General features: G+C 65.0%; 28 protein-coding genes. 13 read left to right on the forward strand and 15 right to left on the reverse strand.

The features are described 5' to 3' along the window. Positions 1-178 precede the first annotated feature (178 nt). Positions 179-919, forward strand: coding sequence for an SDR family oxidoreductase (locus PMI42_RS30465; RefSeq protein WP_008141845.1), 741 nt, complete (start codon positions 179-181; stop codon positions 917-919). A gap of 34 nt (positions 920-953) precedes the next feature. Then, a complete protein-coding gene (locus tag PMI42_RS30470) occupies positions 954-1,187 on the forward strand; it encodes a tautomerase family protein (RefSeq protein ID WP_008141847.1) in 234 nt (77 codons plus the stop codon). Here PMI42_RS30470 and PMI42_RS30475 read toward each other — a convergent pair. The 3 genes from PMI42_RS30475 to PMI42_RS30485 all read right to left on the reverse strand — a co-directional run bounded on the left by PMI42_RS30475 (position 1,168) and on the right by PMI42_RS30485 (position 3,141). Further along, entirely contained in the window at positions 1,168-1,812 is a 645-nt protein-coding gene (locus PMI42_RS30475; RefSeq protein ID WP_008141849.1) for an O-methyltransferase, read from the reverse strand. The genes PMI42_RS30470 and PMI42_RS30475 overlap by 20 nt on opposite strands. Before the next feature lie 23 nt (positions 1,813-1,835). Next, positions 1,836-2,462 carry a PadR family transcriptional regulator gene (locus tag PMI42_RS30480; protein ID WP_008141851.1) on the reverse strand — a complete coding sequence of 209 codons (627 nt, stop codon included), beginning with the start codon at positions 2,460-2,462 and terminating at the stop codon, positions 1,836-1,838. A gap of 127 nt (positions 2,463-2,589) precedes the next feature. After that, complete coding sequence (locus PMI42_RS30485; protein WP_008141853.1) at positions 2,590-3,141, reverse strand: carboxymuconolactone decarboxylase family protein; 552 nt, start codon at positions 3,139-3,141, stop codon at positions 2,590-2,592. A 69-nt stretch (positions 3,142-3,210) separates the two neighbouring features. On the opposite strand from PMI42_RS30485, the gene PMI42_RS30490 reads away from it, so the two are divergent. Together PMI42_RS30490 and PMI42_RS39795 are read left to right on the forward strand one after the other, a co-directional pair. Next, a complete protein-coding gene (locus PMI42_RS30490; RefSeq protein WP_008141857.1) occupies positions 3,211-3,564 on the forward strand; it encodes an MmcQ/YjbR family DNA-binding protein in 354 nt (117 codons plus the stop codon). 135 nt (positions 3,565-3,699) lie between these two features. Further along, positions 3,700-3,849 carry a hypothetical protein gene (locus tag PMI42_RS39795; RefSeq protein WP_008141858.1) on the forward strand — a complete coding sequence of 50 codons (150 nt, stop codon included), beginning with the start codon at positions 3,700-3,702 and terminating at the stop codon, positions 3,847-3,849. Positions 3,850-3,862: 13 nt separating this feature from the next. On the opposite strand, the gene PMI42_RS30495 is transcribed toward PMI42_RS39795, so the two are convergent. Both PMI42_RS30495 and PMI42_RS30500 read right to left on the reverse strand, forming a co-directional pair. Then, complete coding sequence (locus tag PMI42_RS30495) at positions 3,863-4,603, reverse strand: 2-keto-4-pentenoate hydratase (RefSeq protein WP_008141860.1); 741 nt, start codon at positions 4,601-4,603, stop codon at positions 3,863-3,865. Positions 4,604-4,716: 113 nt separating this feature from the next. Next, positions 4,717-5,220 carry a MarR family winged helix-turn-helix transcriptional regulator gene (locus tag PMI42_RS30500; protein ID WP_502692750.1) on the reverse strand — a complete coding sequence of 168 codons (504 nt, stop codon included), beginning with the start codon at positions 5,218-5,220 and terminating at the stop codon, positions 4,717-4,719. A gap of 103 nt (positions 5,221-5,323) precedes the next feature. Here PMI42_RS30500 and PMI42_RS30505 point away from each other — a divergent pair, with 103 nt between their 5' ends. The 4 genes from PMI42_RS30505 to PMI42_RS30520 all read left to right on the forward strand — a co-directional run bounded on the left by PMI42_RS30505 (position 5,324) and on the right by PMI42_RS30520 (position 7,591). Further along, positions 5,324-5,725, forward strand: a complete 402-nt coding sequence (locus PMI42_RS30505; protein WP_008141864.1) for an Ohr family peroxiredoxin — start codon at positions 5,324-5,326, stop codon at positions 5,723-5,725. A 74-nt stretch (positions 5,726-5,799) separates the two neighbouring features. Then, positions 5,800-6,213, forward strand: a complete 414-nt coding sequence (locus tag PMI42_RS30510; RefSeq protein WP_008141867.1) for a cupin domain-containing protein — start codon at positions 5,800-5,802, stop codon at positions 6,211-6,213. A 50-nt stretch (positions 6,214-6,263) separates the two neighbouring features. Further along, positions 6,264-7,136, forward strand: a complete 873-nt coding sequence (locus PMI42_RS30515; protein ID WP_008141869.1) for a bifunctional helix-turn-helix transcriptional regulator/GNAT family N-acetyltransferase — start codon at positions 6,264-6,266, stop codon at positions 7,134-7,136. A gap of 68 nt (positions 7,137-7,204) precedes the next feature. After that, a complete protein-coding gene (locus tag PMI42_RS30520; RefSeq protein ID WP_008141872.1) occupies positions 7,205-7,591 on the forward strand; it encodes an ester cyclase in 387 nt (128 codons plus the stop codon). On the opposite strand, the gene PMI42_RS30525 is transcribed toward PMI42_RS30520, so the two are convergent. Beyond that, positions 7,588-8,535 (reverse strand): EamA family transporter, encoded by a 948-nt coding sequence (locus PMI42_RS30525; protein WP_008141874.1) that lies wholly within the window; start codon positions 8,533-8,535, stop codon positions 7,588-7,590. The two genes, PMI42_RS30520 and PMI42_RS30525, sit on opposite strands and share 4 nt — an antisense overlap. 53 nt (positions 8,536-8,588) lie before the next feature. On the opposite strand from PMI42_RS30525, the gene PMI42_RS37585 reads away from it, so the two are divergent. After that, the gene (locus PMI42_RS37585) at positions 8,589-9,221 is read left to right on the forward strand and encodes a CGNR zinc finger domain-containing protein (protein WP_008141876.1); all 633 of its coding nucleotides are present in this window, start codon (positions 8,589-8,591) and stop codon (positions 9,219-9,221) included. A 4-nt stretch (positions 9,222-9,225) separates the two neighbouring features. Here PMI42_RS37585 and PMI42_RS30535 read toward each other — a convergent pair whose 3' ends face one another. From PMI42_RS30535 to PMI42_RS30555, 5 genes are all read right to left on the reverse strand, one after another. Further along, positions 9,226-10,446, reverse strand: coding sequence for an MFS transporter (locus PMI42_RS30535; protein ID WP_008141879.1), 1,221 nt, complete (start codon positions 10,444-10,446; stop codon positions 9,226-9,228). A gap of 94 nt (positions 10,447-10,540) precedes the next feature. Then, positions 10,541-11,266, reverse strand: a complete 726-nt coding sequence (locus PMI42_RS30540) for a class I SAM-dependent methyltransferase (protein WP_008141881.1) — start codon at positions 11,264-11,266, stop codon at positions 10,541-10,543. 4 nt (positions 11,267-11,270) lie between these two features. Next, the gene (locus tag PMI42_RS30545; protein ID WP_008141882.1) at positions 11,271-12,287 is read right to left on the reverse strand and encodes an alpha/beta hydrolase; all 1,017 of its coding nucleotides are present in this window, start codon (positions 12,285-12,287) and stop codon (positions 11,271-11,273) included. Positions 12,288-12,396: 109 nt separating this feature from the next. Beyond that, positions 12,397-12,984 (reverse strand): DUF308 domain-containing protein, encoded by a 588-nt coding sequence (locus tag PMI42_RS30550; protein ID WP_008141883.1) that lies wholly within the window; start codon positions 12,982-12,984, stop codon positions 12,397-12,399. A gap of 95 nt (positions 12,985-13,079) precedes the next feature. Continuing rightward, on the reverse strand, positions 13,080-13,664 hold the full coding sequence (locus PMI42_RS30555) for a TetR/AcrR family transcriptional regulator (protein WP_008141884.1): 585 nt from the start codon (positions 13,662-13,664) through the stop codon (positions 13,080-13,082). Between the two features lie 77 nt (positions 13,665-13,741). Here PMI42_RS30555 and PMI42_RS30560 point away from each other — a divergent pair, with 77 nt between their 5' ends. Then, the gene (locus PMI42_RS30560; RefSeq protein ID WP_008141885.1) at positions 13,742-14,239 is read left to right on the forward strand and encodes a peptide deformylase; all 498 of its coding nucleotides are present in this window, start codon (positions 13,742-13,744) and stop codon (positions 14,237-14,239) included. A 122-nt stretch (positions 14,240-14,361) separates the two neighbouring features. Here PMI42_RS30560 and PMI42_RS30565 read toward each other — a convergent pair whose 3' ends face one another. Beyond that, positions 14,362-15,015 carry a hydrolase gene (locus tag PMI42_RS30565; protein ID WP_008141886.1) on the reverse strand — a complete coding sequence of 218 codons (654 nt, stop codon included), beginning with the start codon at positions 15,013-15,015 and terminating at the stop codon, positions 14,362-14,364. Positions 15,016-15,167: 152 nt separating this feature from the next. Here PMI42_RS30565 and PMI42_RS30570 point away from each other — a divergent pair, with 152 nt between their 5' ends. Further along, positions 15,168-16,049, forward strand: coding sequence for a LysR family transcriptional regulator (locus PMI42_RS30570; protein WP_035967102.1), 882 nt, complete (start codon positions 15,168-15,170; stop codon positions 16,047-16,049). A 33-nt stretch (positions 16,050-16,082) separates the two neighbouring features. Here PMI42_RS30570 and PMI42_RS30575 read toward each other — a convergent pair whose 3' ends face one another. The 3 genes from PMI42_RS30575 to PMI42_RS30585 all read right to left on the reverse strand — a co-directional run bounded on the left by PMI42_RS30575 (position 16,083) and on the right by PMI42_RS30585 (position 17,974). Next, positions 16,083-16,445 (reverse strand): ArsR/SmtB family transcription factor, encoded by a 363-nt coding sequence (locus PMI42_RS30575; protein WP_008141888.1) that lies wholly within the window; start codon positions 16,443-16,445, stop codon positions 16,083-16,085. Continuing rightward, positions 16,445-17,107 (reverse strand): SRPBCC family protein, encoded by a 663-nt coding sequence (locus PMI42_RS30580; protein WP_008141890.1) that lies wholly within the window; start codon positions 17,105-17,107, stop codon positions 16,445-16,447. Before PMI42_RS30580 ends, PMI42_RS30575 begins: the two co-directional genes overlap by 1 nt. 99 nt (positions 17,108-17,206) lie before the next feature. Next, the gene (locus PMI42_RS30585) at positions 17,207-17,974 is read right to left on the reverse strand and encodes a TetR/AcrR family transcriptional regulator (RefSeq protein WP_240535301.1); all 768 of its coding nucleotides are present in this window, start codon (positions 17,972-17,974) and stop codon (positions 17,207-17,209) included. On the opposite strand from PMI42_RS30585, the gene PMI42_RS30590 reads away from it, so the two are divergent. Together PMI42_RS30590 and PMI42_RS30595 are read left to right on the forward strand one after the other, a co-directional pair. Further along, on the forward strand, positions 17,958-19,097 hold the full coding sequence (locus PMI42_RS30590; RefSeq protein WP_008141896.1) for an FAD-dependent oxidoreductase: 1,140 nt from the start codon (positions 17,958-17,960) through the stop codon (positions 19,095-19,097). The two genes, PMI42_RS30585 and PMI42_RS30590, sit on opposite strands and share 17 nt — an antisense overlap. A 110-nt stretch (positions 19,098-19,207) precedes the next feature. Then, positions 19,208-19,558, forward strand: coding sequence for a EutQ-related cupin domain-containing protein (locus tag PMI42_RS30595; RefSeq protein ID WP_008141898.1), 351 nt, complete (start codon positions 19,208-19,210; stop codon positions 19,556-19,558). Positions 19,559-19,617: the final 59 nt, after the last annotated feature.

The raw sequence follows: 19,617 nt of genomic DNA on the forward strand, positions 1-19,617 counted from the left end.
CGGCTGCCCCCGCCGTAAAACTCTGCCGTTCCACGAGGCGGACGAACAGGCGCATGGCGTCAAATCGGTCCATGGCCATTGTTCACCACAGCCGACAAGTGATGGCAAGTTTCTGGAGATTATCCGGCCACAGCGATCAGGTATCTCTCGGTCAGACGATACATCGAGGAGACCCGCCATGACCAACCCATCCCAGCGCGCCGCCATCGTGACCGGTGGCTCCCGCGGCATTGGCGCTGCGATCGCCCGCCGGCTGGCGCAGGACGGCGTCGCGGTCGCGATCAACTATGCGAGCGGCAAGACGGCCGCCGACGAGCTCGTTGCCGGGATCGAAGCCGCCGGCGGGCGCGCCATCGCCGTGCAGGCCGATCTGGCCGATCCGGCCACCCCGTCGCGGCTGTTCGACGCGGCCGAACGCGCCTTCGGCGGCGTCGACATCCTCGTCAACAATGCCGGCGTGATGGAGCTCGGGCCGCTTGCCGAGGTGACCGACGAAGCCTTCGCGCGGCAGACTTCGATCAACCTCGACAGCGTGTTCCGGTCCCTGCGCGAGGCGGCGCGCCGGCTGCGCGATGGCGGCCGCATCGTCAGCTTCTCGTCCAGCGTCATCGGCCTCTATCAGCCCGGCTATGGCGTCTACGCCGCGACCAAGGCCGCGGTCGAAGCCATGACCCACATCCTCGCCAAGGAGCTCGGCAGCCGGCGCATCACCGTCAACGCGGTGGCGCCCGGCCCGGTCGAGACCCGGCTGTTCCTTGAAGGCAAGAGCGAGCAGCAGGTGCGCGCCATTGCCGCGATGAACCCGTTCGGCCGCCTCGGCCAGCCCGACGACATCGCCGGCGTTGTCGCCTTCCTCGCCGGCCACGACAGCGGCTGGGTCAACGGCCAGATCATCCGCGCCAATGGCGGCGTGGTCTGACGCACACACGACACATCAACCGGAGACATCCATCATGCCGTTCGCCAACATCAAAATCCCGCAGGCTGCATTAACGCGGGCGCAGAAGGCGGAGATCGTACATAACCTCACCGCGCTGTTCGTCCATTATTTCGGCGAAGCGGCGCGGCCGCACGCGATGGTGCTGATCGAGGAAGTCCCCGACGGCGGTTATGGCCGCGCCGACGAGGTGTTCGTCGTTCCCGACGCCTATCGCGCCCGCGACACCGTCACGCCAGCTTCAGGCTGAGCTCAGTGCCACCCTTGAGCGGCAGCGTCATCGAGACGAAGCCGTTTTTGGGATCGCGGATGAAGTCGAGATAGTCGGGCTCGGCATTGTCGTTCATGACGTAGCCGCCGATCAGAAGCTGCGGCGCGACGATCTCGATCACCTCGCGGGCGAGCGACGGGCCTCCCTCGCCCGGCCAGCCGTCGATCAGCACGAAATCGACGGGGCCGCCGAGATCGCGCAAGGTTTTTCGCGCGTCCCCTTCGCGGATCTCGGCGTAGTCGGCAAGGCCCGCGTCGGCGAGATTGCGTTTAGCGGTTTCGACCTTGGCCGGCACGATCTCCGAGCCGATCACGGTGCCGCCGCCATTGTCGCGCAGCGCCGCCGCGAAATAGAGCGTGGACATGCCAACCGAGGTCGCGAACTCCGCCACGCGCGTGGCGCGCAGGCCGCGACACAGCAAGTAGATCAATTCGCCCTGCTCGGGGTGAATCGAAAAGCCCTGCTCGGCATAGGCGTGCGGATCGCGGCTGTTGAACGCACCGCGCGGACCGCCGCCTGATGGGCGCTGCCGCGCGCCTTGCAGGCGCGCGAGCACGGCGTTGACGCGCGGGTCGGCAATCGGGCTGTGGGGCCGATCGGTCATGCGTTGCTTCCCTTGCAGTTCCGTCACTTGCCGAGGATTTCGGCGGCGGCGCGATCCAGGATCGCGGCGATGCGGCGGGCTTCCGCAGCATCGCTGTCGTGCTTGGCACGCAGCGCGCGCTTGAGGTTGTGGCGGGCGCGGTGCAGCTCGTCCGAGGCGCCACCGTCGAGATCGCTGACGCCGGCGAAGGCCTCGCGCACCTCGTCCATGCGGCGCCCGATCCGCGACAGCGCCTGCAGGATCGCATCCGCGGTCGCACGGTTCTCGGCCAGATGCGCCTCGCCCTGCGGCGTGATGCTGTAGAGTTTTCGGCCGCCATCCTGCTCGACACGGGCGTGGCCGACCTCTTCGAGATAGGTCAGCGCCGGATAGATCACCCCCGGGCTCGGCGTGTAGAATCCATCGGAGCGCTCCTCGATGATCTTGATCAGCTCGTAGCCATGCGCCGGATTCTCGGCGAGCAGCGCCAGGATCACCAGCTGGAGGTCCTGCGACGAGAGCCGCCGCGCGCCCGGAAAGTCGTCGCCACCGCGCCCGAAGAAGCCGTGCCCGCCGCGGCCGAAGCGAGGCCGCCCGCCGCCGTGCCGGCCCATGGCGAAGTGGGCGAAGTGCCCGAAATGGAAGTCTTTGTGGTCTCGTCCGTGTCTCATATCGTAAGTCCTTTTGTAAAACATATCTTACGATATAGTTTGCGATATCTTTTCCTGCAACCCACAAGTCTGTGATCGGGCGCCCGGACGCCCGTCCCCGGCCGGAACCGGCGCGGGCGCCTCGCCGTTACTCGGCGGCTTCGCTGTGGGGGACGCCCTGCTCGACCTCGAGCTGAAGGATGTCGTTGAAGCGATTGAAGGCGCCGCACAGTGCGATGCGCCAGGTCAGCTCGACGATCTGCGCTTCCGAGAAGTGCGCGCGGAGGCGAGCAAAGATCTCGTCGCGGGTCTTGTTCCAGTTGTTGGTGACCGCGATGGAATATTCGACGACGAGCTTGTCGAGGTCGTCGAGCTCGGGATGGTCCTTGTAATCGATCAGGCGCGCGGCACCCTGCTCCGAAACGCCCTGCACCGCCAGCTTCGGCGCGTGATGCGAGACGCAATAGTCGCATTTGTTGAGCAAGGAGACCGTGACCAGCGCCAGCTCGAGATGACGCTTCGACAGATTGCCGTCCTGGGCAAGATCGACCAGCAGCGACCACATGTGCTTGAAGATCGGCGGGCGGTGCGCCATGACACCGGCTTGGTTCTCGAACGCGCCGTAGGTCGTCATCTTGTCCCACAACGGCTTCAGTGCGTCCGGCAAGTCGTCCCTGGTCTTGATCGAAACGCGCGACATGGCAATTCATCCCTGGTTGGAGCGCGCATGCTGCCATAAAGGCAGGCCTGACGTCTCTGGTGCGATCGCATGACACCCAAGACATTTGAAGCACGCTGCCTGCGCCTGCCCGCCGCCACCAAGGTGGTGCAGTGGGAAGGCACCTCCGTGTTCAAGGTCGGCGGCAAGATGTTCGCTCTCGGCGGCGGCTTTGCGGCAGGCTCCGGCGGTTACATGTTCAAGGTCTCGGACATGGCCTATGCGATGCTGATCGAGCATGGCGTCGCACGGCCGGCGCCGTATCTGGCGCGCGCGAAATGGGTGCAGCTGGTGAGCAACAACGCGCTGCCCGATGCGGAGCTCACCGGCTATCTCGCGCAGGCCCATGCGCTGATCGTTGCAAAGCTGACGCGCAAATCGCGCAAGGCGCTGGGCCTCGACTGAGGGCGAGCGCCCTGAGCGGTCGGATGCCGGGCTCGTCCCTCTCCACAACGTGATGAGATGATCCTCATCCTCCCATTGGCGCGATGGTGCACCGCAACTAGCTCAGTGGAAACCCCATGTCAGATGGAGCGTTCCATGACCAAGTCCAGCACTGCAGCCACCAAGACCCATCGCTACGAGCTGATGCACGGTGAAGGCGCCGATTTCGTCGCCTATCAGCGTCGTGAGGGCGGGACCTGGCAGACCCTCGCGACGTGGATGATTCCACGCGCAATCTGCAACTAGATCGGCGCTGATTTCAGAAATCGACGGCAACCTCGCCGAAACCTTCGAGACGCGCACGAACGCTGGCCCCCTCGCGCGCGAAGATCATGCCGGTGCACGAGCCTGTCGTGACGATCTGGCCCCGCGCGAGCGGCGTACCCCGGTCGGCACAATGGCGAATGAGCCAGCGCAGCATACGCCAGATGTCGCCGGCCGGATTGCCGCCTGTGGTTCGCTTGCTGACATCGTCGCCGATGGAGATGTGCGCCTCGACGCTCCTCAGATCGATGGCAGCGATGCTGACTGTCGAGGCCGGCCCCATCAGCAACGCGCCGTGGCTCTGCAAATCCGCAAGCTGCGCCAGGGCGGCGCTGTTGGTCCAATCCTCCAGGCGCGTCTCGACCACCTCGATGACGGGATAGGCGGCATCGAAGGCTTTGGCCAATTCGCCATCAGGCAATGCGGCATCGTCAGCCGTGAGCGGGCGCCCGACCCGGAGCGCGACCTCCGCCTCGACACCGCGCAGCAATCCCGTTCCCAGTCGCGCGCCGGAGGCAAGCAGACCCGAGGCGGGCAGCGGCGCGCAGACAGGCTCGGCTTCCGGGTTCGACGCCCCGACCTTCCAGCCGCCGACCGGGCCGATCCGGGCAAGCGTCGCATCCTGGATCGCGTAGGCGGCAGCACGATCCGAAGGCAGAACATCATGCCACGAGACCGGCCGTCCGCTGTTTCGGGCGGCGACCAGCCGGTCCGCCACTTCATTCGCATTGCTCACGATGTTCTCCCGCAGTGTCTTTCAGCTTCGCCCACAGGCGCTCCAGGCGGATCGTTCTGCTCGAATTCCCGGCCCAATGCCAGCCTGTCATCGCTCCATGATGTGGCGATGCGCTAATCGTCGGCTTTCGTTGCGCGCAGCAGATTGTCGCGCAGGCGGCTCACGGTCTGCTGCACCACCGGAAACTCATCGCCGAGACCGGTCGCCTCGACCAGGGACACGCTGAGATCCTGCTCGATCAGCTTGCGGCCGACCGGCGTCAGGCTCAGGCGCACCTGCCGCTCGTCGGCGGGATCGCGGTAGCGCTTGATGTAACCCGTCTGCTCCAGCTTCTTCAGGATCGGCGTCAGCGTGTTGGATTCCAGGAACAGTTTTTCGCCGAGCGCGCTGACGGTCACCTCGTCCTCGTCCGACAGCGCCACCATCGCGATGTACTGGGTGTAGGTCAGCCCGACCTTGTCCAGCAGCGGCTTGTAGGCCCGGCCGAAGGCGAGATTGGCCGAATAGACGGCAAAGCACAGGAAGTTCGAGAGTTTTCGCCCCTTGGGGGCAGTTTTGGGGGATCGGGCCAATGGAACCTCCGCAATTCGTGATCTACCCGCGGATATAAATCGCATCCGATTAAATCGGAAGAGCTTGACCGGGCCGTGCTCTGGGTTTATTTCGAGCGCATCCGATTAGATCGGATACGATATAAATCAATTCCGAAAGGACACCGCCATGTCATCCGCTGCCAAGCTTCTCTTCACGGGCAAGACCCACGTCACCTCCGGCCCCGACGGTGCCGCGCAGTCCAGCGACGGCTTCCTCGACATCAAGCTGGCCCAGCCGCACCCGGCCGCCGAAAACCTGTTCGCCGCCGCCTGGTCGGCCTGCTACCTCGGCGCACTCGGACTCGCCGCCGCCCAGCGCAAGGTCAAGCTGCCGAGCGAACCGTCGGTCGACACCGCGATCGACCTGAACAATGCCGGCGGCGCCTTCTTTCTGCGCGCCCGGCTCGACGTCAGCGTCCCCGGTATCGACCGCGCGGTCGCGCAGGAGCTGATCGAGGCGGCGCACGGCATCTGCCCGTACTCCAAGGCAGTGCACGGCAATATCGAAGTGACCACCACCCTCGTCTGAGGCAGCGCGACGCGGGAGCCGGCCGGTATCGGCCGGGCCCCGCGCGGCGGACCTTTCGCAAACAGGAGCCGACCATGAGCCATCAATTCTTGCGAACCGTGCGCGTGCTGGCGAGCGCCGCCATCCTCGCCACAAATCTCGTCACCCTGCCGGCAGCGGCACAGCCGGCCGGCGTCACGCGTACCGATCTCCAGCGTCACGATCTCAGCGCGCCCGGCCGCGAGGCCGTGCAGGTGCGTGTCGACCTCGCCCCCGGCGTGGCGTTCGGCCGGCACACCCATCCGGGCGAAGAGATCATCTACGTGCTAACGGGCGCGATCGAATACGACGTCGAGGGCAAGCCGCCGGTGACGCTGAGGGCCGGCGACGTGCTCTTCATCCCGGCCGGCGCGGTGCACGCGGCGAAGAACGTCGGCACTGAGACCGCCAGCGAGCTTGCGACCTATATCGTGGAGAAGAGCAAGCCGCTGCTGACGCTGGTGAGGTGAATCCGGCCGCCCGGATTGACCTGACGAAAATCTCTGACTAAAGTCAGGTAATGCTCGACCCCGTCTCCCGCGTCCGCCGCTTCAACCGTGCCGTCACCTCCGCCGTCGGCGCGCTCGACACCTCGTTCCTCGGGCGCGGGCGGCCGCTCGGCGCCGCGCGCGTGCTCAATGCGATCGGGCACGGGCGAACGGATGTCGCTGACATCCGCGACTATCTCGGTCTCGATTCCGGCCTGATGAGCCGCCTGCTCCGCAGCCTCGAGGACGAAGGCGTGGTCGAGACCCATGCGCATGAAGACGATGCGCGCCGCCGCGTGGCAAAATTGACGCGTACCGGCCGGCGCGAGTTCGCGGCCTATGAAGCGCTCTCGAACGCGCAGGCCGAGAGCTTTCTTGCCAAACATTCGCAGCGCGATGCGCTGCTGGCGGCAATGGACATGATCGCCTCCGCGCTGACGCGTGAGCGCGTCGCGCTCACAGAGATGGACCCGCAGAGTGATGAGGCGCGCTACTGCCTCGGCGAGTACTACGCCGAGCTCGGCCGCCGCTTCAAACAGGGTTTTGACGTTTCCCTGTCGAGAGATCCTGACGCCAAGGACATGCGACGCCCGCGCGGCACCTTCATCGTCGCGATGTCGGACACGCTGCCGATCGGATGCGTCGGCCTGAAGGGAACCGATCACGGCTACGCCGAGATCAAGCGGCTCTGGGTTGCGCCTGCCGCGCGCGGCCTGCGGCTTGGCCGGCGCCTGATGGATGCGACCGAGGACGCCGCGCGCCGGCTCGGCATCGCGCTGCTGCGGCTCGACACCAACAGCGCGCTGCCCGAGGCCGGCCAGCTCTACCGCACCACCGGCTGGCGCGAGATTCCCCGCTTCAACGACGATCCCTATCCGGATTTGTTCTTCGAAAAGCAGCTTTGAGCTGAGCCCGTCTGCCCGCTTCCACGTTATCATCGAAGCCTCGTCGTCGAGGCCCCGGGAGCTTCGGTATGACCAAAGACGATCTCGCTGACATCTACCGCGCCTACATCGCCTGCCTGAACAGGCAGGATTGGCCGGCGCTCGCGGAGTTCGTGCATGACGACGTCGCACACAACGCGCGGGCGCTTGGGCTATCCGGTTATCGCGCGATGCTGGAGCAGGATTTTCGCGAAATTCCGGATTTGCAGTTCAACATCGCGCTGCTGATTGCCGATCCGCCCCGGATCGCAGCCCGGCTGAAATTCGATTGTTCACCGATCGGAACGTTTCTGGGCCTCGCCGTGAATGGAAAGCGCGTGTCGTTCTGCGAGAACGTGTTCTACGAGTTCCACGACGGAAGGATCCGGCAGGTGTGGTCGATCGTCGACAAGGCCGCGATCGAGACGCAGCTCTAGCGGGCGACGAGTTGGACCGACCACGATTTCTTTGCCCCTGCCTGCGATCGGCTTCGGGCGAAAAGCAAGCCCGCGACCGAGGCAACGACCAATGCCGCACCGGCCAGCATCCATGCCGACGGCGTCTCGCCGAGAAACGCCCAGCCAAGCAGCACCGCGATGATCGGGTTGACGAAAGTGTAGGTCGCGACCAGCGTCGCCGGCACCTGCTTGAGCAGCCAGCCATAGGCTGCGAACGCGACGACAGTTCCCATCAGCGTCAGGTAGGCCCAGCCTGCGATCGACACGGCCGAAACGTCGCGCAAGGACAGGCCGCTGAATTCACCGCGGGCTGCGCCGACAGCCAGCAGCACCACGCCGCCGGCAAGCAGTTCCAGGCCGGACAGCGCGACAGGCGAGAACGTTCCGGAATGGCGCTCGGATATGAAGGTGCCGGCGGCCCAGGACAGCGCAGCACCAAGCAGCAGAAAGACGTCGCTCGCGCGCAGGCCGCCGCTGCCGGCAGACGCTTCGTGAGACGCGATCAGGGCGACACCCGCGATACCGGGAACGAGGAACGCAATGGTCTTCCATGTCGGCCGCTCACTGCCGGGAAAGATCAGCTGCAACAGCACGATCCAGAGCGGAATTGTTGCGAGCAGCACGGCTGCAAGCCCCGAATGCACGCGCTGCTGCGCGAAGGCGAGCACGCCGTGGCATCCGACGAAGAAGAGCACGCCGCAAATCACGGCGACAACGCCGATGGCTCGCGGCGGCGAAGACGCACCACCGAGGCGCGCTGCCCCGTAGAGAATCGCGCCGCCGGTCAGGCAGCGCGCCGCCATCAGCGTGAATGGCGGCATCGATTGCAGCGCCAGCGCGAGTGCAAGATAGGTCGAGCCCCAGACGATGTAGATGGCGGCAAACGCCGCGACGATCGCCAAATGCGCCCTTGAAAGTGCCATGCTGATCTCATAACCTGTTATGTGGTTATATCGATCAATCGCACCGGTGCGCTTTGGGTTCCCGAAAAATCGACAGTTCCCCGGATAAAGACGACGGCGAGGAGCTGGCGATCCGCCTCGTCAACACGGCGGCATGGCGGCTGCGCGATCCATCCGAGGAACGGCTTGCCGACGCCGACGCGCTGCTTGTGTGGCTCGGCGAAAACGGAGTTGGCGGCGCACGCGATCTGAAACGCATCCGCACGGCCTGGCAAAACGATGCGAGACTTGGCGAGGCCGTGTATCGCGAGGCGATCGTTCTGCGCGAAGCCATCTACGACATCCTTGTCGCCCGGATCAAACGGCATGCGCCTCCCGCCGCGGCGCTGAAGGCCTTCAACCGGATGCTCACGCAGTCGATGCCGGCGGCGACGCTCACCTCGGACAGGAGCGACCTGCGATGGGAACTACAGAGCCCGGGAGACGGGCAGGATTTGCTGAAACCGGTGATCACATCGGCCGCGGCGCTGATGACGGGGCCGCGGGCACGGCGCGTGAAGCAATGCCAGGACGATCGCGGCTGCGGCTGGCTGTTCGTCGACGAGAGCCGCGCACAGAACCGGCGCTGGTGCGCGATGGGCGATTGCGGCAATCGCGCGAAGGCGCACCGGCATTATCAACGGACGCGACAGCAAGCGCGCACCTGACGGCTTACGCCGCCACGGGCGCCGCCTCCCCTTGCGGCTTGGCAAAGGGGCGGAAGCTCATCGCCATCAGGAACGCACCCAGGCCCATCGCCCAGGAGGCGATGTAGAGCCAGGCGTAGCTGGAGAACGCGTCGTAGATCAGGCCGCCGGCCAGTGGGCCCGTGGCCATGCCGAGGCTGCCGGCCATTGCGGTGCCGCCGATCACCGTGCCCATCATCTTCAGGGGAAAGTTCTCGCGGATCAGCACGGCATAGAGCGGCATGGTGCCGGCATAGATGAAGCCGAATACGGCGCCGACCGCATAGAAGGTCGCAAGCTGATGCGCGAAGACATAGGCGAGCGCGCCGAACGCCTGGAGCAGCAGGCCCGAGACCAGCACGCGCTTGGCACCGAAACGGTCGCCCATCAGGCCGAAGGCGATGCGTCCGCCGAGGCCGGCAAACCCCTCGATGCTGTAGATCGTTACCGCCGCGACCAGCGGAATGCCGCAGCTCACGGCATAGCTGACGGTGTGGATGATCGGGCCGGAATGGGTGGCGCAGCAGAAGAAATTCGTGGCGAGCAGGATGAGGAATTGCGGCGAGCGCAGCGCCTCGCCCATCGACATCTCGCTCTGCGCGGCCCCCTCGCCCACGGGCGCCGTCGCCGCGTTTGTGAGCGCGGGCGGACGGCGCACCAGGAACGAGACCGGAATCATGATGGCGCCGACCACGAGCGCGATGATCTGCATCGAGGTGCGCCAGTCATGGCCGGAGACGAGCCAGGCTGCAAGCGGCGCCATCGTCATCGGCGCCATGCCCATGCCGGCTGAGACCAGTGACACGGCAAGGCTGCGATGGGTGTCGAACCAGCCGGTCACCGTCGCCATCATCGGCGCGAAGATCGCGGCGCAGGAGGCGCCGGTGAGCAGGCCGAACACGAACTGGAATACGATCAGCGAGGTCGCATGGCTCGCCGCGAACAGGCTGAGCGCCAGCACGATCGAGCCCGTCAGCACCACCGGCCGCGGCCCGAACCTGTCGCTCAGCGTACCCCAGGCCATGCTGGTGACGGCCATCGCCAGAAAGCCGATCGTCATCGCGCTGGAGATGCCGGTCACCGACCAGCCGGTGTCTTTCGTGATCGGCTGCAGGAACACCGGCAGCGAAAACATGCCGCCGATCGCGACGCACCCAAGCAGGCCGCCGGCGGCGACGATCACCCAGCGATAGGGGGAAGCTTTCATTGTGGTCTCCCGTCAGGTCTGTCTGGGTGGAAGACGAATGGGAACAGCGCGGGCCGACAGGTCCATGGCTGGCATGGACGATTTTTTCGAAGTTTCACTCAGGCGGCTTCCGGCCCGCAACCCCGGTGGCGCAGCCGAAGAAGTATTTTGACTGCTCCACCTCCAGTCCACGGCTGCGGAGCATGGCCGCAATCCCGGCGGTACTGCCAAAATTCGTGCTGTAGGTGCCGATCATCGCGAAGTCCTGCGCGCCGCGCAGAAAGATCCGCTCGACCAGCGGCAGCATCACCTTGAGATGGAACAGGTACAGCGGCCGCAACCACCAGCCCTTCGGATCGGACGCCTCGATCATCGAGAACACACCGCCGGGCTTCAGCACGCGCGCGATCAGCGCGGCGAGCTGGGCATGCTGCTCGGGCTTGAAGGTCTTCAGGCCGAAGGTCGAGATCACGAAATCCGCGCTCTCCGGCGGCAGATCGCTCGCCAGCACGTTGTCCTCGATGAACGCGATTCGATGGGCGCGATGCGCGTGAAGCCGTTCCATGGCACGACGATGCATGCCGGAGGAAATATCGACCGCCGTGATCGCGTCGATATCGCCAAAACGCTTCAGCAGATGCGGCCAGGCTTCTCCGGTCCCCGCCATCAGATCATAGCCGCGCGCCCCGCCCGGCTTTGGCGCCGGCATCGCCGCCACGCATTGCCGGCGCCAGCGCTCGGTGAACCCCATCGAGCAGATCAGGCTGAAGGTGATGTAGCGATCCGAGCAACGGTCGAACACGTCCTTCACGAAGGCGGGGTCGTAGATGTCCCTGTCCATGTCGCTAGTTCGCCAGCCCCTGCTTCTCGATCCAGTCGTTGACGAGCCTCGCGACATCGTCCGAGTTGCGGTCCATCATCATCATGTGGGTGTTGCCCTTGATCCCCATCTTCGGCAGCTCGAACGTATCGACCTTGCCGCCGGCGGCCGCAACCGCCTGCCCCCATTTGGTCGGATTGACCACGATCTTGGACCACACCGGGACCTTGTCGAGGAAATCGCCCCACACGATCAGATGCGGCACGCCCTTGAGCTTTGCGGCATCGGCCTTGGCGGCATCAGGCGCTCCCGACGGCTCGATCGCGATCAGCGCCTTCACCTTGTCGGGCGCATTCAGCGCCGCAGTGAAGCCGAAATTGCCGCCCTGGCTGTGCACCAGGATGATGCAGGGGCACACTTTCTGCACCAGCGCGTCATAGGCTTTTTGCGTGGCAGCGTCATTGGTAGCCCAGCGCGGAATACCCTGCTTGGCGAACTGGTCGAACGCCTCGATCGGGAATTGCTCGCCCTCGAACGCATCGCGCTTGCCGCCGACCTCGTAAGCAGGCCCGATCCGGAACAGCTCCCAGGCCTCCTTCTTCGGCCGGAAGAACGGCTCGCTCTTGAAGATTTCAGGATAGCGCGCCCATGAGGCGCGGCCGCGCTCGACCGCATCGGAGACGTAGACGTCGTAGCCGGCATTGAGGAAGAACTGCTGCCAGCCCGGCTTGCCGTCAGGCTTGGTCTCCCACGTCACGCCCGAGAGCCCGCCGCCATGCCAGAGCAGCAGCGGCAGCTTTGACTTGGGCTGAGCCTGCTTGACGAACTGGACGTACATCTGCTCGACCTCGAACTCGCCGTTCGGATCGACCTTGATCGGCGGGGCGCCGGGCGAGAACACGATCTCCTTCGACGGCAGGCCGCTCAAGGTTTCGGTGTGGCCGCCGACGTGGAAGCTGCCGACTTCCTTGACGAGATAGTCGGCCGCGGCGGGCGTTGCCGCTGCAAGGGTTGCCGCCACTGCGATCGCCAGTCCGCGCATGAAGTTGGTCCTCCCGGATGCTTGTTGTTGGCCGCATTGTTAGGCCAGGCGCCGATGCAGGGCAAATTCGGAGATGTCCTTCCGACAAGATTTGCGGAAACGCCCCGCGTCAGCCCAATTGGGCCCGCCCGGCGCGCTGACGCCATTCGCTGACGGCAAGCCAGATCGCCGAGACCAGGAAGTAGACCGCGCCGACGGCGGCATAACCGGTGACGGTCGCAATCGACGGTACAGCGGGCGTCGACGCCTGAAAGACGAAGAAGCCGCCGGCCAGGGCCGATTGGCCGCCGCTGAGCACCATGGCCCATTGCGCGCCAAAACTCTTCCAGCGCCGGATCGCCGTGCCCAGTTGAAGCAATCCGGACAGGATCGCCCAGATCCCGAACACGGCGAGCACAAGGTTCATGCTCACGTGCAGGGCGATGAGGACCGCGACGGCGGTCGCGAGGCTGACGAGGGCGTTGAGTGCCTGCGTGCGATTCTGGTTCAAGCCGCCGCTGCGCAAGCCGTCCACGACATTCGCAGCCGCATCCCAGGCGGGATAGAGGACGAGCAAGGCGCCCGCGATGGCCGACGACGGCCCGACGGCAAAGGCGGCAACGACCCAGGCGACGGAGAACGCCGCCCGGATGAAGTAGTACTGCCTCAGCCATCGCTCGCGATCGGCAGCAACGCGATTCAATCGATCATGGGTCATCATTCTCTCCTTACCTACTAGTTGGTAGATTACGTGCTACAGGTTGCCCTCGCCCGCACGCTCGCCTGCGGGCGTTGTCGTCTCGCCGGTGTCGCTCAGTGCTTGGCGGCCAGCCGCTCCAGCAGCGGGGTCGTGATCACGGCGAACATCTTGGGATCGCCATAGGCGCGCGCCGACAGCATCGCACCGTGAACCGTCGCCATGAAACCTTCAGCCTCGACCCGGGCCGTGCCGGAGAATTTGAGCCGCCCTTTCCGCTTGCCGCGCTCCATCACCGAATTCAGCCACGAAGCAAGCGACCGGAAATGCGCGCGGACCTCGAGCGCCACCTCCTCCGGCAGGATCGGAAGCTCGCTGGCCAGCAGCGCACAGACGCAGAACGGCGCCATCGCATCGCTAATACACGCCTCCCAATATCCGACGTAGCTTTTGAGCTGGTCGCGCGGATCGGGGATATTGCGCTCAAGCGCCGCCAGTCCCGCCTCGGCTTCCGCGCGGTAACGCGACACGAGGGTGCGGACCAGATCGACCTTGCTGGCGAAATGGTGGTGGATGCTCGGCTTGCGGATGCCGACGACGTCGGCGATATCCGCGTAGCTGAAGCCGTTGTAGCCGCCCGCAATGATCAGACTGCGCGCGCAGGCCAGGATGTCGTCGGCGGTCGAGGAAACATTGGTCATGGACGTCGAGTTACCTTCTAGTAGGTAGGCCGTCAATAACGGGTGCTTCAACCATCCGTGAGTGGTAGGAGCCGCGCATGACCATTCGCCCGATCGTCCGCTATCCCGACCGCCGGCTCGCCATGCCCGCCCGTCCCGTCACCGTCTTCGACGACGCACTTCGCGAGCTCGCAACCGATTTGCTCGACACCATGCGCGCCGCGCCCGGCATCGGCATCACCGCGCCGCATATCGGCGTGCCCCTGCGCGTCGTCGTGCTCGAGCTCGACCCGAAGGACGGCGCGCAGACCTACGTCAATCCGGAGATCGAATGGGCCTCGCCCGAGACGATCATGCACCGCGAGGGCAGCGTCTCCATGCCAGGGGTCAACGACGAGGTGCAGCGCCACGCCCGCGTGCGGATCAGCTATCGGGATCTCGACGGCAACATGCAGAGCGAAGAATCGGAAGCGTTGCGTGCCGTCTGCCACCAGCACGAGATCGACCAGCTCGACGGCATGTTCTGGATCCAGCGGCTGTCGCGGCTGAAGCGGGAGCGGCTGGTGAAGAAGTATGAGAAGATGTCGCGGACCTAGGGCGGATTGGCGAAGCGCAATACGCCCTCCACCGGCGCGACGGGAAAAACGATAAATTGCGCCAACGGCCTCCGCTTTCGCATAGCCGCTGGCGCCACTTGACGCCTCGCCCCCCGCTCAGATCATCCTGCTTTGCTGGGCACAGGCGTGTTGAGCAGCTGCTGCTCCCACAGGTACGCGATGCCGCTCCCGCCGGCATGCTGCTTGATCACCTCGGTCAGCGCGACAGCCTGCTCGGTCCTGGCCCAGTCGCGCTGCCATTCGGCCGCCAGCGCCAGCCAGGTCATCATGTTTGCGCCGGCCGCGATCATGCGCTGGATTGCGACCTCGTGGGCCTCGACCGAAACGGCGCCCGAGGCATCGGTGATGACAGTGACATCCCAGCCTTCGCCGAGAGCCTGAATCGTCGGCATCGCGACGCAGATTTCGGTCCACAGGCCCGCGATGATCAGTTGCTTGCGGCCCGTTGCCCTGACCGCGTCCACCACCTTCCGATCCTGCCAGGTGTTGATGAGCGTCCGGTCGATCACTTCCTGGCCAGGGAACACATCCGTAATTTGCGGAAAGAGGAGACCGCCCCGCTCAGCGAGCACGGTGGTCAGGATCGTGGGGACGCCGAAGGCCTTGGCGGCCTTTGCCAGGCCCGTCGTGTTGTTGATCACCATCTGCGGCTCGTGGCTGTTCACGTTCGCGAGCTGGTACGGTTGGTGGTCAATCAGGACGAGTACCGAATCTTCAGGACGAAGAAGCGAAGCAAGGCCGTTACGAAAAGTCATTGTCACATCCTTTGCTGCCGTTGTGAGCGGCACTGGTTTTTCGAAGACATACGCCTGCGACGACGTTGCCTCGGACGGACATTGGCGTTCCCAAACGCGATGCGGTAGCGTCGCTTCGTGGCACGCTGTGTCGCGAAATGAGGAACGTTGAATTGGATATCGAAGAGATCCGGACATTCGTCGAAGTTGCTGACGCTGGCGGGATTTCGTCCGCTGCGCTCCGGCTCGGCGTGTCCAAATCGATCGTCAGTCGCAGGCTGTTCCGGCTTGAAGCGGAACTTGGCGTCCAGCTCCTTGCACGAAGCACCCGCGGGGCTGCTCTCACGGAAGCCGGAGTCACTTTCCGAGACTATGCAGCCAGAGTTCGCGCCGAGATCGACATGGCCAGGGAAGCGATCCTACCCGCCGGTGACCTTCGCGGCCGCTTGCGGGTTGCAGTGCCGCTTTCTTTCGGCCCGACTCACTTCGCGCCCATTCTCGCGGAAATGGCCCGCCGCCACCCCCAGCTCCAGATCCACACCTGCTACAGTGACCGCTTCGTCGATCTCATCACGGACGGTTATGATTGTGCGATACGGATCGGCTATCTCCAGGACTCCAACTTGATCGCAAGACGCATCGGACCGATCCACGGGAAGCTTGTCGCAAGCCCCGACTACATCAAGGCGCGCGGGTCGCCCAAGACGCCGGAGGAACTCGTGGCCCATGAGGCCCTCATGCAAGGCACTGAAGCCTGGCAGCTCACGGACGGCGACAAGATCATCACAGTTCATCCGCAGGGGCGCTTCAAGGCCGACAACGGCACGGCCCTGATCGCCGCAGCGACAGCAGGACTGGGGATTGCGTATCTCCCCGACCGCCTCACTCATGAATATATCGCCTCCGGAGCGCTTGTGCCGGTCATGACGAATTATCCCCCGCCGCCGGCGGGGGCCTATGTGATCCGCCCGCCGGGTCAGCATCCCGCACGGAAGATACGCGTGCTCACCGAACTGCTGATCGAGTATTGCGAACCGGCTCCGCAGCCGGCGTGAGCTCGCTTCCGCGCCACGAAGTTCGCGATGCGCTCAGGCCCTCTTCCCGCTCCGCTTGGTGATCGGCGCCTTGCGACGCTCCCGCTTGCCGCGTGCGATCTCGGTTGCCAGTGCGTCCAGCTTCGGCTCCCAGAAATTGCGGAACTGACCGATCCACGCATCCACCGAACGAAGGCCTGCAACGTCGACCGAGTAGAGTCGTCTCTGCGCCTCCGCCCGAACCGTCGCAAAGCCGCTCTCGCGCAGCACCTTGAGGTGCTGCGACACGGCTGCCTGCGTGATCCCGAACTCCGCTCCGATCGCCTCGACGACCTCGCCGGACGCCATCTCCCCGGGCGCGAGCAACTCGAGGATGCGACGGCGCACGGGATCGGCGAGGACCTCGAAGATCTGCATCAGCTTCCCGTACCGGGATGCGCGACGTCAGGTGGCGTCTCGCCGCGATAGAAGGCGATGGTGCGGTCCGAGCGCTGCTTCGCCGTGTCGGGATCGACCCCGCTTGCGACATGCGCTGCACGCCAATACTCGCCGCTCGTCGTCATGAAATCCTTGCCCGCAGGAGAGCCCATCCACGCCTCGGCCGTCTCGTGGTCGACCGATGCGCCGGTCGCAACATATCGCTCAAGGCCAGCAATGGCGAGGTCCCAACCGATACCCACAGCACCGGGACCGAACTGATTCCAATGGTCCTCGATGATCGCGGTGTGCTCCAGCGTCAAACGCGCCTGATCCCGTTCTGCCGCGAGCTTGACGTCGATCCAGCTCACCGAGCCTGAGAATTCCCACGTCGCGGCGAAATGAGTCGGCGGCGTGCACGCTGTGATGGAGCCGCCCGCATTTCCCTTCAGCTGGTACCGTCCGCCGAGCTCGAGGTCGCCCTCGACCGGCAGGAACCAGCGCGGAATGCGTTGCTTGCTGGTGATCGCGTCCCAGAGATCGTCGACGCTCGTCTCGTAGAGCCGCGTCAGGGTCACCGTGCTCGCCGGCTTTCCGTCCTTCTCGAAATTCGTCACTGAGCGGGTGACAAGCCCCAATAGCCTGGCGGCGTCGATCTCCATTGCGGTCCTCCTGTTCGCTTCCCTGGAAGATAAATATCGATCACCGCTTATATAAGTCAATAATTATATTAGGACGAACCGGATTCCGCCGGGTTCCAGCTAACGAACGGCCTCGATCCCGGCCAGGATGAGATCGACACCGGCGAGGAATTGCTCGCGGTCGTCGTGGTCGCGCAGCTGCGCCGCCATCTGTCGCACGAACGGATATTTTGCGGGGTCTTGCGCTCTCCACCGCGCCGCGACGGAGGCGAGGAAGGCCGATCGATCCGTACCGGGGGCGACGAGCCGCGCGTTTGCGGCGTTCTGTCCGGCAACCCCGAGGATGTAGTGCAAGAGCGCGGTCACGGAGTTGAACTGCGCCGCGTCGGGTCCGCCGAGCGCGCTGAGTTGCCCGCTGACGCTCTCGATGATCTCCAGCGTCGCGGGCCGCCACGGCTCGCGAAAGAGCTGGGAACCGACCCAGGGATGCGCGTCGATGGCGTCGAAAATGCCGAGCGCAATCGCGCGGATCGCCTCTCGCGGCCCCGTGCCGCCGGCCACGGCAGTGATGACACGGGCGATGACCTCATCGGCGGCCGCAGCCAACAGCTCGCTCTTGTCAGCGACGTGCCAGTAGATCGCCCCACTCCCCGTTGCCAGTCTTGCCGCGAGCGCGCGGACAGTCAGCGCGCCCTCGCCGCCGGCGTCGAGAATATCGATCGCGGCCGCGATGATCCGCTCGCGGGACAATGCGTCGGTGCGCCGTTCGACTCGCTTGGTCTTCCTTGCCATGAACGCCATCTTGACATGAATGGAACGTTGCTCCAATACAATGGAACATCGTTCCATAAAGCTTCGTAAAGGACCTCCGATGACACCACCGGTCACGATTGTCGGTGCCGGCCTCGGCGGCCTCACCCTCGCGCGCGTGCTTCATCGTCACGACATTCCCGTCGCGGTCTACGAGGCCGAGGCTTCGGCGATGGCGCGGACGCAAGGCGGGATGCTCGACATTCACGACGACAGCGGACAGCTCGCTCTCAAGGACGCAGGCCTGTTCGATGAATTCAGCGCGCTCATCCATCCGGGCGGACAAGCCTCGCGCACGCTCGACCAGCACGGCGAGGTGTTGATCGAGGAGCCCGACGACGGCACAGGCGGAAGGCCCGAGGTGCACCGGGGCGCCCTGCGGGGCATCCTGCTGGACTCCCTGCCCGCCGAAACGATCCGATGGGGAAAGAAGCTCGTGAGTGTCGTTGCGCGCGGCGACGGGCGCCACGAGCTGACATTTGCGGACGGATCGAGCGTCAGCACCGAACTGCTCGTCGGCGCCGATGGCGCCTGGTCGAAGGTTCGGCCGCTGCTCTCGGGCGAAATGCCAAAATACACCGGCACGTCCTTCATCGAGACTTATCTGCGCGACGCCGACGCGCGGCACCGGGCTGCGGCCGAAGCCGTCGGCGGCGGCGCAATGTTCGCGCTCGCGCCCGGCAAGGGCATTTTTGCGCATCGCGAGCCGGGCAGCGTGCTCCACGCCTATATCGCGCTGAACCGTTCGGCCGAATGGATCGCGGCGATCGACTTCAGCGATGTGCCGGCAACGACTTCGCGCATCGCAGCCGAGTTCGACGGCTGGGCGCCGGCGCTCACCGCGCTGATCACCGACACCGATACGCCACCGGTGCTGCGTATGCTGCACACGCTGCCGAACGACCATCGCTGGGATCGCGTGGCGGGGGTGACCCTGCTCGGCGATGCCGCGCATCTGATGCCGCCCGCGGGCGAAGGCGCGAACCTTGCCATGCTCGACGGCGCCGAACTCGGCAAAGCCATCGCCGCCCGCCCCGACGACATCGAAGCCGCCCTTGCAACCTACGAAAACGCGATGTTCTCCCGCAGCGGAGCAGCCGCGGTGGGCGCGCATGAGATCCTGGAGCTATGCCTCGGCGAACGCGCGCCGTTCAGCCTTGTGGAGTTTTTTAGCGGCATGCGCGGGCCGAAGCACGGCTGAGCGGCTCCAACCGTCCTGCGTCAAACTGCCTTGCGAGCCGAGTGAACAAAACATCTGCTCAAGAGTCTATCGTCGACGCCGCCAAGTTTTGGCCCAAGACGGAAGAATCCATGAAAGTTCGCAAATTCACCATCGACGATGCTTCGTTCGACCGCTCGCCGGGACAGGACGGCGACATTTTTGCCGGGAACGTGATCGACCAGCGTCACGGCGGACCGATCACCATCGGCTTCGGCCGCTATGGACCAAATCAGACTCTCGACGAAAGGGTCTCGGTCGACGACGTCATGCTCGTCTTGGAAGGCAAGCTCTCGGTAACGAGTGACGGAAACACCGTCACCGCAGGTCCCGGCGAGATCGTCTACATGCCGAAGGGCGAGACGGTCACCATCCGCTCGCACGAGCAAGGCGCCGTCACCGCCTACGTGACCTATCCGCATTGGCAGGAAGCACGCGATTGAGCGCGGTCCGGGAGGGCGGTTGAGCGAAACTTGATCCGCCTTCAGGGTGCCATCCGCCC

It is taken from the genome of Bradyrhizobium sp. YR681, assembly GCF_000282615.1.
Taxonomy (GTDB): Bacteria; Pseudomonadota; Alphaproteobacteria; order Rhizobiales; family Xanthobacteraceae; genus Bradyrhizobium.